At 61.3% G+C, this 12,764-nt stretch carries 11 protein-coding genes; 2 read left to right on the top strand and 9 right to left on the bottom strand.

Annotated features, from left to right (window positions below):
- Positions 1–16 precede the first annotated feature (16 nt).
- The 3 genes from V6S97_RS24110 to V6S97_RS24100 all read right to left on the bottom strand — a co-directional run bounded on the left by V6S97_RS24110 (position 17) and on the right by V6S97_RS24100 (position 3,675).
- Positions 17–1,654, bottom strand: coding sequence for an ABC transporter substrate-binding protein (locus V6S97_RS24110; RefSeq protein WP_334427824.1), 1,638 nt, complete (start codon positions 1,652–1,654; stop codon positions 17–19).
- Between the two features lie 50 nt (positions 1,655–1,704).
- Entirely contained in the window at positions 1,705–2,760 is a 1,056-nt protein-coding gene (locus V6S97_RS24105) for a dipeptidase (protein WP_060726726.1), read from the bottom strand.
- A gap of 207 nt (positions 2,761–2,967) precedes the next feature.
- A complete protein-coding gene (locus V6S97_RS24100; protein WP_020810855.1) occupies positions 2,968–3,675 on the bottom strand; it encodes a phosphoribosyltransferase in 708 nt (235 codons plus the stop codon).
- 210 nt (positions 3,676–3,885) lie between these two features.
- On the opposite strand from V6S97_RS24100, the gene V6S97_RS24095 reads away from it, so the two are divergent.
- On the top strand, positions 3,886–5,058 hold the full coding sequence (locus tag V6S97_RS24095) for a M20 aminoacylase family protein (RefSeq protein ID WP_031234007.1): 1,173 nt from the start codon (positions 3,886–3,888) through the stop codon (positions 5,056–5,058).
- A gap of 29 nt (positions 5,059–5,087) precedes the next feature.
- Here the strand turns inward: V6S97_RS24095 and V6S97_RS24090 are convergent, their stop codons facing one another.
- On the bottom strand, positions 5,088–6,335 hold the full coding sequence (locus tag V6S97_RS24090; RefSeq protein WP_003504745.1) for an MFS transporter: 1,248 nt from the start codon (positions 6,333–6,335) through the stop codon (positions 5,088–5,090).
- 92 nt (positions 6,336–6,427) lie between these two features.
- Between V6S97_RS24090 and V6S97_RS24085 the strand changes: the two genes are divergently transcribed.
- Complete coding sequence (locus tag V6S97_RS24085) at positions 6,428–7,351, top strand: LysR family transcriptional regulator (RefSeq protein ID WP_003504744.1); 924 nt, start codon at positions 6,428–6,430, stop codon at positions 7,349–7,351.
- Positions 7,352–7,378: 27 nt separating this feature from the next.
- Here V6S97_RS24085 and V6S97_RS24080 read toward each other — a convergent pair whose 3' ends face one another.
- Genes V6S97_RS24080 through V6S97_RS24060 form a run of 5 tightly spaced genes read right to left on the bottom strand, consistent with a single transcriptional unit; the run spans position 7,379 to position 12,713 of the window.
- Complete coding sequence (locus V6S97_RS24080; protein WP_020810853.1) at positions 7,379–9,172, bottom strand: adenine deaminase; 1,794 nt, start codon at positions 9,170–9,172, stop codon at positions 7,379–7,381.
- Positions 9,169–10,089, bottom strand: coding sequence for a nucleoside hydrolase (locus tag V6S97_RS24075; protein ID WP_020810852.1), 921 nt, complete (start codon positions 10,087–10,089; stop codon positions 9,169–9,171). The genes V6S97_RS24080 and V6S97_RS24075 overlap by 4 nt, the downstream gene beginning before the upstream one ends.
- A gap of 2 nt (positions 10,090–10,091) precedes the next feature.
- Entirely contained in the window at positions 10,092–11,117 is a 1,026-nt protein-coding gene (locus V6S97_RS24070; RefSeq protein WP_003504741.1) for an ABC transporter ATP-binding protein, read from the bottom strand.
- A complete protein-coding gene (locus tag V6S97_RS24065; RefSeq protein ID WP_003504740.1) occupies positions 11,110–11,889 on the bottom strand; it encodes an ABC transporter permease in 780 nt (259 codons plus the stop codon). The genes V6S97_RS24070 and V6S97_RS24065 overlap by 8 nt, the downstream gene beginning before the upstream one ends.
- Positions 11,886–12,713: an ABC transporter permease gene (locus V6S97_RS24060; RefSeq protein ID WP_003504739.1), complete on the bottom strand. Its 828-nt coding sequence runs from the start codon at positions 12,711–12,713 to the stop codon at positions 11,886–11,888. The genes V6S97_RS24065 and V6S97_RS24060 overlap by 4 nt, the downstream gene beginning before the upstream one ends.
- Positions 12,714–12,764 lie beyond the last annotated feature (51 nt).

The raw sequence follows: 12,764 nt of genomic DNA, 5'->3' as shown, positions 1-12,764 counted from the left end.
GACCGATCCTTCCGGATCATTCCTTGGAGATCGTATAGACGTAGTTGGTGTCGAAGCTCGGTCCGAGCTTCAGGCCCTTGAGCTTGTTCGAGTAACCGGCCACTTCGGTCTGCTGGAAGATGATGACGAAGGGACCCTTCGCCAGAACTTCCTTCTGCAGGTTTTCATAGATGGCGGCGCGCTTGGCGCTATCCTTCTCCAAAAGCGCCGACTGGGTTTCCTTGGTCAGATCAGGAACGTCCCAGGCATTGCGCCAGGCGAGCGTCTTGTTCTTGCCCTCATCGGAATTGTCGTAGTTGATGGTGAAGGTTTCCGCATTCGAGTTCGGGTCGAAATAGTCCGAACCCCACTGGCCGATATAGATATCATGGGTGCGGGCGCGGTATTTGGTCAGCGTCTGCTTGCCGTCGCCCGGGATGATTTCGAGCTTGATGCCAGCCTGCGCCAGCGTCTGCTGTACGCTTTCGGCAATGCCGGTTACCGGCTGCGTGTTGCGCACATCCATGGTCACGGTGAAGCCGTCCTTCAGGCCGGCCTTGGCGAGAAGCTCTTTCGCCTTGGCGACGTCGAGCTTGTAGGGGTTCTCATCAAGCGCGCCGAGCTGGCCCTTCGGCAGGAAGGTCTGGTGAACTTCGCCGATGCCCTTGATGATCGTCTCACCGATCGCGTCATAATCGACGAGATATTTGAAGGCTTCGATGACCTCGGGCTTCTTCAGGTTCTCGTTCTTCTGGTTGAGGCTGAAGTAATAGACGGTGCCCTTGGGCGCAGACGTGACGGCGAGGCCTTCCTTCTTGGAAACGGCTTCCATGTCACCGGGCTCAAGGTTGCGGGCAACATCGATATCGCCATTTTCAAGCGCCAGACGCTGGCCGGAGCTTTCCTTCATGTGGCGATAGACCACACGCTTCAGCTTCGGCTTCTCACCGTAATAATTCGGGTTGGCTTCCAGAATGACCGCTTCGTTGGCCTTCCAGCCGAGGATCTTGTAGGGGCCGGAACCCGCATAACCCGTCTTCAGGAACTCGTTGCCGAAATCCGTGTCGTATTTGTAATCGGCGCTCGGCGTTACCGACTTCGCCTTTTCGGTGATGAGCTTCTTGTCGACCACCGAAGCGACGGTCGCGGTCAGCACGTTCAGCACGAAGCTCGGCGCATAGGGTTTGTCGACCGTCAGCACGAAGGTGTTCGCATCCGCAGCCTTCGCCTTTTCGGTGACGTTATCGCTCTTGAGGCCGAACTGCGTCAGCAGGAATGCGGGCGACTTGTCGAGCTTCACGGCGCGTTCAAAGGAGAAGGCGACGTCGTCAGCGGTGACCGGATTGCCGGAGGCGAATTTCAGGCCGGATTTCAGCTTGAACGTATAGGTCAGGCCGTCCTCGGAGGTCGTCCAGCTTTCGGCGAGATCGCCGATAACCTTGGACGTGTCGTTGAGATCGATGGAAACCAGCTTGCTATAGGTGTTGCCGGTGACTTCGGCGGCGGAGAGTTCGAAAGCCTCACCCGGATCGAGCGTGATGATGTCGTCGATGGCGAAACCTTCAACCAGCGTATCGGCCGGCGTGGCGGCAAAAGCGTGCGGCGCAGACAGCATCATCAGCGACAGAGCAGCGCTGGTGCTGAGGATACGCAACTTGTTGAGCGATTTGATCATAGGATCTCCCCTTTTGTTATGAGATTGATTTAGTTCGCTTTTATTTGCCTTCAGGCCGGCTCGTGCCAGGCCTGGGATAGGACGCGCAGCCAGTTTTCCCGGCATATTTTAGCAAGTTCTCCATCACCGTAGCCCGCCGATTTCAGCGCCGCAACCAGATTGTGGTTGCCGCTGGCATCGGCAACGCCAACGGGTACCGTCGCACCGTCGAAATCCGATCCCAGCGCCACGCAATCGATGCCCATGCGCTCCACCATGTAGTCGATATGGCGCACCATGTCGGAAAGCGGCGTATCGGCAATGTCGCGCGCATCTGCCCTGAGCATGGTCACGGCATAGTTGAGACCCACCAGACCACGGCTTTCCTTGATGGCATCCATCTGCCTGTCGGTGAGATTGCGGGCGACGGGGGTGAGCGCATGCGCATTGGAATGGCTGGCGATCAAAGGCTGGTTGGTGGTCTTGGCCACATCCCAGAAGCCCTTTTCGGTGATATGCGCGAGATCGATGAGAATGCCGAGCCGGTTGCACTCCTTCACCAGCGCAAAACCGGCATCGGTGAGGCCGGGCGCCGTATCTGGCGACATGGGGTAAGAGAAAGGAACGCCGTGGCCGAAAATATTGTGCCGGCTCCAGACCGGGCCGAGCGACCGCAGGCCGGCGGCGTAAAACACCTCCAGCGCGTCGAGATCGGCGCCGATCGCCTCGCAGCCTTCCATATGCAGCACCGCGGCGAAAATATCCTCGGCAAAGGCCTTGCGAATATCGGCCGTGGAGCGGCACAGCCGCCAGGCGCCGGCACGATCGAGCCTCAGCGCAATCGCCGCCTTCTCCATGGCGATATCCAGCGAAGGCAGCCGCTCCAGCGGAGCGGCGAGCGGCGTGTTGTAGTGGCCGCTTTCATCCGGTTCCTGCAGAATAAGGTCGCCGGAAGGAATATAGATGGCGCAGATGCCGCCGCCGAGGCCGCCTGCCCTTGCCCGGGGGCCATCGATATGACCCTCACGTGTGCCGCTTTTAAATTCGGCCACCGGATCGGCACCGGCCTTGCTGTTGCGCCACAACCGAAGCAGCACATCATTATGACCGTCGAACACTGCATGCATGGGAAGAAATTCCAGTCATCGGAAAGAACAAAACGGGGGCGGGCAGACGCCGGGATGACACCGCGCGAAAGCAAACCGGCGCATTGTTCGCCGACCGCTATTGTCTGTCGGAAGTGATCTTAGGACGATCTCTTCGAGCTTCGCAAGACACAAATTAGGCAGCGGTGAAATTATCACCACTTGCCTTTTGCCGGAATTTGCGCTTCGTCAGGCGCGCCAGCCGTCTTCCGCTTTGGTGAGCAGCGGCGTGGCGAAAACGCCCCTCACCCGCTCCGGCCATTCCGGCCCGAAAGCGGCGATTTTTTCCCGCCAGCGATCCGATTGCAGCATGGCCGCACCGATGACAGCGGGCCGGATGCCGGAGGCGGCGAGAAGCGCAAGACCTGATACGATGGAGCTGCCGCTGGAGATCACATCATCCACCAGCGCCACCCGCCTGTTTTCGATGAGCGGCAGCATGCGGGGATCGATATAGAGCCGTTTTTCCTGCCGGGTGGTGATGGAGGACATCGGCACCGACAGTTCCTCCAGATACCAGAATTTGCGCGAGGTGCCGAGCGGCACGTAACGGGAATGGCCGAGATGCCGGGCAACGGCGGCGGCGAGCGTCAAGCCCAGCGTCGGCAGGCCGATAACGACATCCGGATTGAAGGGCGCGAGCTTGGCGGCGAGATCGGCGGCCAGCGCCTCCAGCACCGCGAACGACGCCTGATTGACGATGAGCGATGCCAGCGCGTGCTCCCCATCCGCAAGCGGCCGGACGGGCAGGCAGATCTGCCTTCCGTCATCCAGTTCCGCCGGAAAAAAGCTGGAATGCGGACCCGCCGTACCGAAGGTGGCCGGCGGAAGAATATCCTGCCAGAACTCATGCGGCGCGGCGGGAGAATGGGCGGCGGGCGATGCGGATGGCGGCATCGGTTTTCCTTTCAGGATCGGGATCGCGCAAGGCGGACGCGGTTTTCGGCCGCGCCGATCCCGTTCGGCGCATCAGGCATTTCAACAACCGCGAATACGCGGCGGGTTCATTTCATTGGCTTTTTCCGCTAGAACGGAAACAAAGCAACAGGCATTCGGACAAACCCACCTATGACGCGGGTTTTTCCCATATTCAAGGACAAGCTTCCCATGAGACTGCTGGATCGCATCGGCGAGGATCTGCCATTCCTGACGGAGCTTCGTCATGATCTGCACGCGCATCCGGAACTGGGTTTCGAAGAGGAGAGAACCAGCGCCATCGTCGCCGATCTTCTCGAGCGCGCCGGGCTGAAGGTACATCGCGGTCTTGGCGGCACCGGTGTGGTCGGCACGCTGCAGGTGGGTAATGGCACCCGCAGCATTGGCCTGCGCGCCGATATGGATGCGCTTGCCATGCCTGAGGTGCCCGACCGGCCCTATAAATCGAAATTTCCCGGCAAGATGCATGCCTGCGGACATGACGGCCACACCGCCATGCTGCTTGGCGCCGCGCGTTACCTCGCAAAGACCCGCGACTTCTCAGGCACCGTGCATTTCATCTTCCAGCCGGCCGAAGAAGGCCGAGGCGGCGCGAAGAAAATGGTGGAGGACGGGCTTTTCACGCTGTTCCCATGCGATGCGGTCTATGGCCTGCACAATATGCCGGGGCTTGGGCTCGACGAGATGGCCGTGGTGGAAGGCCCACAGCTGGCCTCGTCCGACAGCTGGCGCGTCACCTTCAAGGGCATCGGCACCCATGGCGCCAAGCCGCATCTCGGCCGCGATCCGGTAACGGCGGCGGGCACCTTCCTCGCTTCGCTGCAAACCATCGTCGGCCGCGTCGTCGATCCGCTGCAACCTGCCGTCGTCAGCGCCTGCTCGGTGCAGGCGGGTGACCCCAAGGCGCTCAACGTCATTCCCGATCTCGTCGAAATCGGCGGCACCGCACGCGCCTACGCGCCTGAGGTGCGCAGCCAGCTTGAAACGGAAATCGGCAGGCTCGCCAAGGGTACGGCGGCGATGTTCGGCATCGAGGCAAGCTATGAATTCATCCGCCGCATTCCGCCCGTCATCAACGATGCCGATGCGACGAAACGGGCGCTCCGAGCCGCCAAGACCGTCTTCGGCAACAAATCCCGCACCGCCTTCCCGCCCTCGACCGCCGGCGACGACTTCGCCTTTTTCGCGGGCGAGGCCCCCGGCTGCTACGTCTGGCTCGGCAACGGCCCCGCGGTGGATGGCGCGCTGCACCACAACACCTCCTACGACTTCAACGACGCGGCAATCGTTCCCGGCGTCGCTTTCTGGGCAACACTGGTGGAGCAGGAACTGGCGGCGGAGTAAAAACGGCCGGATGCATCGGCGATGGCCGCTCAGACGCGCCGCGCGCTCGGACCGGCAAGGCTGGCGAAAATTCCGGCAAGCGCGCAGCCGGCGGTGATCGCCATGATGCCGGGCCAGCCGGCATGGATCCAGAACCAGCCACCGATCCAACCGGTGATGCTCGCTCCGCAATAATAAAACAGCAGATAAAGCGCGGAAGCATGGCTTTTGGCGCCTCCCGCATTGGCACCCACACCACTGCTGGCAGCCGAATGCCCAATGAAAAATCCGACGGTTATCGCCGCAATCCCCGCCACGATGAGGATGATGCTTGAGGCGAAGGTCAGCAGGATACCGGCAAGGATGGTGGAAAAGGCAACCACCAGCATGATCCGCCGGCTGAACCGGTCGACAAGAGCACCGCCATAGGAGGAAGCGACGATACCCAGGGCAAAGGTCAGGAAGATCATGCTGACGGCGGTGCGGCCCAATTCGTAAGGCGGCGCGACGAGGCGAAAGGCGCAATAGTTGAAAACGGTGGTGAACACGCTCGTCAGCATCGCGCCAAGGAAATAGAACCGCCGAAGTTCAGGATTTCCAAGATGTTGCGCCCATATTCTCAGATGATTTTTCAGCGGCATGTGCTGCGGCCGGAAATTCCGCGAGGGCGGAAGAAGCAGCAGGAAGCCGATGGCCGCAAGGATGCAGACCGCCCCCAGCGCATACATTGCGACCTGCCAGGACGTATAGGCGGACACCAGCCCCATGCCGACACGCCCGGCCATGGAGCCGAAGGCCGTGCCGCCGACATAAAGCCCCATCGCCTTGCCGAGACTGGAAGGTTCGATCTCCTCGGCAAGATAAGCCATGGCGACGGCGGGAACGCCGCCGAGCACGAACCCTTCCAGCGCGCGGGCGGCAAGCAGCCATGCCCAACCTTCCGTGCTTGCTGCAATGATATTGGCGATAGCGGCCAGCATCATCGAAACGAACATCAGATTTCGGCGGGTGAAGAGCTGGGCAAAAGCACCGCTGAGAAGAATGGCGAAGGCCAGCGTTCCCGTCGTCAGCGACAGGGCGAGCGATGCGGTTGCGGGGTTTATGCCGAATTCCGCCGGAAATTCCGGCAGCAGCGGCTGCACGCAATAAATCAGCGAAAAGCTGGCGAAGCCGGCCAGAAAGAGCGCCCAACTCGCCCGGCGAAACTGGCGGCTTCCCTGCCGGATCCAGAGCACATCCGGCGGCTCCTCCGTCATGACGATCGGCGGGGCGAAATCCTGTTTTTTGAGCTGGCGCATCGGGTTTGTCCTTTTCGCTCCCAGCTATAGCGCAGCTCCGTCTTTCATTCTAATATATGGAATGCGTTCCTGTCATATCTGGATCTAATATCATGGAACTCAGGCACATCCGCTATTTTCTGGCCATCGCCAATGAAGGCAGTTTTACGCGGGCGGCAGAACATCTGGGAATCGCGCAGCCGCCGCTCAGCCAGCAGATAAAGGTTCTGGAACAGGAAATCGGCGTGCGGCTATTCCGGCGTCTCGCGCATGGCGCGGAACTAACGCCGGCGGGTCATGCGTTTCGCATCGCGGTGACCCATATTCCGCATCAGGTGAGCGAAGGTATCCGGCTTGCACGCAGGGCGGCGGCCGGTGAAACCGGTATCCTGAGAATAGGCGTTACCGGCACGGCGGCGCTCAACCCTCTGGTTCCGGCCTGCATCCGCACTTACAGACGCAAATACCCTGACGTAGAACTTCAGGTGATGGAGGCAGCTGCTCTCGCACTGACGCCGGCCCTACTTGAAGATCGGCTGGACGTGGCGCTGCTGCGCCCCTCACAATCCGACCCTGATACGTTGCTCGAGGAAGTGCTCACTGACGAACCGCTTCTGGTCGCCCTGCCGGCATCCCATCCACTCGCGCGGCGCGGAACCGCCATAGACCTGATGGAACTGCGCGACGACCCTTTCATTCTGACGCCACGCAGCATCGGCACCAGCCTTCACGATGCATCGATAAAAGCCTGCGAGGAGGCTGGATTCACGCCGCGTCTCGGGCCGGCTGCACCGCAAATCGTCTCGATATTGTCGCTGGTCGCGGCCGAACTCGGGGTTTCCCTCGTTCCGGAATCCGTCGCACAAGTCAAAATGCACAACATCGTCCTGCTGCCCTCCAGCGGTCCGCCGCCACAGCTTTCCATATCGCTCGCCTATCGGCGCGGAACGACATCGCCCGTGGTGAAGAATTTCGTGATGGCAGCGCGCATTGCCGCGCGTGAAACACAGACGCCTGACGGGCCCAAGGTGGAATAAATCGCAGCCCGCAGATGCGAACCGCCGCTATTCGAGAACCGCAAGCACCGGGCTTTCCATCACCCGTCCCGTAAGCACATCGGCAATGCCCATATCCGTCTGGTGAGGACCGATATTGCAGGCGAGCGTGGCACCGAAACAGGCCTTGAAAACGAGATAGGGCGGTTGCCATTCGACCACCTTGCCGACAGCGGCGCGCAATTCCTCGAAAGCCTGTGCTACGTCTTCAAGCGGCGCATCGGAAACGAGGCCGGAGAGCGCCAGGGGTAGAAGCGCGGTCACCTTACCCTCAGAGGCGACAGCCATGCCGCCGCCTGTCGCAATCACCGCATTGGCGGCCAGCGCCATGTCTTCGGCATTACCGCCGACGACAGTGAGGTTGTGGCTGTCATGCGAGACGGTGGTGGCGAAGGCGCCGTTCCAGCGTCCCCAGCCGGTAAGGAAGCCGGTCCTGGTAATTGGCTCGGCCTTGCCGTGGCGGTGGGTGACGGAAATCATCGTGGCGCCTTCGGGGGGAACGACAAAACCATCCTTCACCTCGGCTTCCGCCTCGCCCCATTGCGTGAAGCGTGGGCGGTCGATGGTGGCAAGGCGCACCCTTGCGCCCTCGCAGGCAACCCTGAAATCATGGGCTGCGCGCAGCGGCAGCTTCATCGAGCCTTCGAGCGCCGTCGCATCGCAGGCTGGAATGTCGACGAGCATATGCCCGGCTTCCGCAACCGCCCTGCCACCGGCCAAGACATGACGGGTTGAAAAACCACTCAAATCCTCGAAGACGACGATATCGGCGCGGCGACCGGCGGCGATGAGGCCGAGATCGGCACGGCCAAGCCTTTGCGCAGCATTCAGTGTTGCGGCGCGCAGCGCCCATTCCGGTTTCAGGCCATAACGGACAAGGCGGCGCACCACATCATCCAGCCCGCCGCCCCGCAACAGATCGTCCGGGAAAACATCGTCAGTGCAGAGCGTCAGCGTCTGCGGCAGGTGGCCGAGCGCATTCAGCGCCTCCACAAATTCCGGCAGCAGATGATCGTGCGAGCCGCGCAGCTCGATGGTCAACCCCGCCCGAAGCTTCGCCATCAGGTCTTCAGCCGAGACCAGCTCGTGATCGGAAGAAACACCGGCCACCATGAAGGCGTTGAGATCGGCGTCCTTCAGGCCGCGCGCATGGCCACAGATCAGCTTTTCCGAGACGAGACCGGCCTGTACGATGCCGCTCATGCGCGGATCGCGGTCGATGACGCCGCGCATGTTCATGATTTCCGCAACCCCGCCAATCTGCGGCCATGACAGGATATCAGCGAGAATTCCGGCATCGAAATCAGCGCCGCCGCGCTCCAGCCCCGGTGCTGATGGCACTGAAGAGGGTGCAAGCAGAATGGCGCGCAGCGGCAGGTTTTCGATGGATTTCGCCGCCCAGCGCACCCCTTCGACACCATGGACATTGCCGAATTCATGCGGGTCCCAGACGATAGTGGTGACGCCGCGGGCAACCACGGCTGCCGCATAGGCAGCGGGCGTTATCATCGAGCTTTCGATGTGCATATGCGTGTCGATCAGGCCGGGCGAGACAAAGGCGCCCAACGCGTCGACGAGCTGCGCAGCATCGCTGCGGCTTGCCGGTTCGTGAACGCTGGCAATTAGCGGACCGACAATGCCGATATCAGCGGCGCGAAGCTCCCCCGTCACCACATCCACCAGCGTTCCGCCGGTAATGAGAACATCGAAAGCCGCATCGCCGCGCGCAGCGGCAACCGCGCGGGCGCGCAGCGCATCGTCGTTGAGATCGACCGGCTCGCGTATCGGGGATTGTGCACTCATCGGGCAGCCTCGCGGCGCAACGCCTCGAGAACCGCAGCCTTTGCCGCTTCGGCATTCACGGTGTCGGCGAAATGCGCGTTGAAGGCGGCAACCTTGTCGGCGCGCGGCTCAACCACCGTTCGCCCGCGCGTTAGCGCCGCGTGAAGCTCGACATCGATCCGCGTATAGCGCCAGCCAAGCAGCTCGGAGGTGAAGCCGACAGCGGCAACGGGATCGTAAAGCGCCATGGCCGGTCTGCCGCGTCTCGTGGCGATGCCGATGAAACCTTCCAGCAGGTCGGCAATCAGGCCGGCGTTTTTGCCGCCAGCATTTCGGATCGGCAGCACATCGGCTGGCGAGGCGGTGACCTTGCGGCAGGCGTCCAGATCGACCATGCGCAGCGGCAGGCCGTGAGAAAGCACGATGGCCAGCGCTTCCGGATCGGCAAAGGCGTTGAATTCGGCAGATGCGGTGTGGTTGCCGCTCGTCACGCCGCCACCCATCCAGGTCAGATCGGAAATTTTCGCGGCAAGATCGGGCCGGGCAAGGCAAAGGGCGGCGATATTGGTAAGCGGGCCGAGCGCGAGGATACGCTTTTCGCCTGCCCCCTCAAGCCAGCCGCACAGCGCAGTGAAAGCGTCGCTTTGCGGCAGAGCGGGCGCATCCGGCAGGCTACGGCCGACGGTCGGAATGCCGCTGTTACCCAGAATGCATTGTGCGGTTTCGAGCGCGCCAAGGACGGGTTTGGCACGGCCCTGATGGAGGGGCATGGACCAGCCGAAGGCGGCGACCGCGCCTGCGGCGTTGCTGCAGACAACATCCAGCGTCGCATTGCCGAAGACCAGCGAAATGCCGTCTATGGCAAGGCCTGCCGATTGCACCACCATGATGGCGGCGATATCGTCAAAGCCCATATCGGTATCGATCCACACACCCATGATCAGCCAAACACCTTGAGGCTTGCCGCCTTTTCGACCGGAAGGTCGAAGGCGAGCGTATCACCGATCGTATGGGCGGTCAGCGCAGCATCGGTCTCCGCCTTGATGGGACCAAGCAGCGTATCCAGCAGGTACTCACGGGTATTTCCGGCAAAGGATGTGCCGCGCACGGTTCCCTGGAAAGGACCTGAACCAAGGGTGACCATGCGCGGCCGCCAGGCCAGTCCAGATGCTGAAGGGACTGGTCCGGTAAGCGGTGTTGTGCCGTTTTCGGTTTTCAACGCGCCGCCTTCCAGCGCGAAGATGTTTTCAAAGCCGACGAAATCCGCCACGAAGGCGGAAACCGGCGCATTATAGATCTCTTCCGGTGTACCGATCTGCTCAATCTTGCCGCCCTTCATGACGACAATACGGTCGGCCAGTGCGAGCGCCTCGATCTGGTCATGGGTGACGAAGATCATCGTCACACCGGTTTCCTTCTGCACGCGCTGCAATTCGGTGCGCATTTCAAGCCTGAGGCGCGCATCAAGGTTGGAGAGCGGCTCATCGAGCAGCAGCACCTTCGGCTCCATGACCATGGAGCGCGCCAGCGCCACGCGCTGCTGCTGGCCGCCGGAAAGCTCGGCCGGCTTGCGCGATGCGAAGTTCGACAATCCCACGGACTTCAGACCGGAGGCGACCTTGTCATCAAGCGCCTTGCCGTTCATGCCCTTGAGTTTCAGGCCGAATGCGACGTTTTCGTAAACCGTCAGGTGAGGAAACAGCGCATAGGACTGAAACACCAGCCCGACGGCGCGCTTGTTGGCGGCGACGCGGGTGATATCGGCGCCGTCGAGATCGATGCGCCCGCCCGCCACCGGCATCAGCCCGGCAATGGCGCGCATCGTGGTGGTCTTGCCACAGCCGGAAGGACCGAGCAGCGCGAGAAGTTCACCCTTGCGGATATCGAGGTCGAGATCCTTGACGGCGATGCTGTTGCCGTAGGCGAGCGAGACTTTTTGGAGCGAAAGGTAATTTGCGTCAGACATAACGGGAGAACCCCAGAAAACGTTCGGCCAGGAAGACGATGCCGATGGAAAGGAAGGCGAGCAGCGATGAGAGTGCAGCGACAGACGGATCGAAGACGATTTCCATGTAGCCCAGCATGTCGATGGGCAGCGTGCGCACGCCCGGACCCGACAGGAACAGCGACACGGGCACCTGATTGAAACTCGTCACGAAACCGAGGATGAAGGCCGACAGGATGCCGCCGCGAATATTGGGCAGCACCACACGGAAAAATGCGCCAAACCGCGACGAGCCGAGCAGCACCGCCGCCTCCTCGATATCCGAACGCAGATTGTTGAGGCTGGCCGAAACCACCCGTACCGCATAGGGCAGGATGAGCGCCGTGTGCGCGAGAAACAGGGCAAGCGTGATGCCGATGCCGAAGGGAACGACGAAATAGCGCAGCAGCGCCAGACCGACGATGATACCCGGCACGATGATCGGCGCCGAAACGATCGTGCGCACGGTTTCCGCAAAGGGCAGCTTGTAGCGCGACATGGCGTAGGAAGCGGGAATACCGAGGACGAGCGCCGTGAATGTGCCGCCAATGGCGAGGAACATCGACATCGCGAAGCTTTCACGGAAACTTTCGACGGTGAAGACCTTCGCGATCCATTTCAGTGAAAAGCCCTGCGGCGGAAAGGCGAGCGTGTCGCCGGCCGAAAACGAGGCCGCAACGATGATGAGGAACGGCCCGATCAGAAAGCCGACAACGAGCAGGAGCGTGAGCGGAATGAAGAGCTGCCGGGTCATTTCTTGTTCCTTGCGGTGGCGATGCGCTTCAGCAGGATATTGGCGGCAAAGCTCATGACGATCAGGATGAAGGCGATGACGCTGGCGGCGACGAAATTGTTGGAGACCGTCACCTGCTGATAGAGCAGGGTTTCCAGCATCAGCACCTTGGAGCCGCCGAGAATGGCCGGCGTGATATAGGCCGTGAGCGAACCGGTGAAGACCAGCGTGCCGCCGACAACAAGCCCCTCCTTGGTGAGCGGCAGGATGACCTTCCAGAACACCTGCAGCCAGTTTGCGCCGAGAACGCGGGCGGCTGCGATCGTATCCTTGGGCATATTCTCCAGCGCACTGATGAGGGAAATGATCATCAATGGCAGGAACAATTGCAGAAGGCCGATGAAAACAGCCGTTTCGGAAAACAGTATACGGATCGGCGCATCGCTCAGTCCTACCGCCTGAAGCGCCTGGTTGACGATGCCGGTTCTGCCGAGAATGACGATCCAGGCATAGGTGCGGGCAACCGGCGAGATCATCAGCGGCAAGACGACCAGATTGACGACATGTCCTTTCGCGCCCTGCGACAGATTGACGATGGCGAAAGCCGCCGCATAACCCACCACCGCAGATACAATGGTGACGAGCGCGCCAAGCTTCAGGGTGCGCAGGAAAACCGCCCTGTTCAGCGGATCGGAGAAGAAATCGGCGTAAGCGGACAATGTCCAGCCGTCAGTGGTGTGAAAGCCTTCCGACAGGAGCATGAAGACCGGCACAAGAAAGACCGCCGCCGCGAAAATAGCGGCGGGCAATGCAAGCGCCAGCGCTTCGGCCCGGTTCTGAAACATCGCTTTATTCCCCGAACGGCCCGCGGCCGATTGTTACTGCAAGCGGTCATG

This window comes from Agrobacterium sp. CCNWLW155, from assembly GCF_036888815.1.
Taxonomy (GTDB): domain Bacteria; phylum Pseudomonadota; class Alphaproteobacteria; order Rhizobiales; family Rhizobiaceae; genus Agrobacterium; species Agrobacterium radiobacter.
This window is presented reverse-complemented; position numbering and strand designations above follow the sequence as displayed.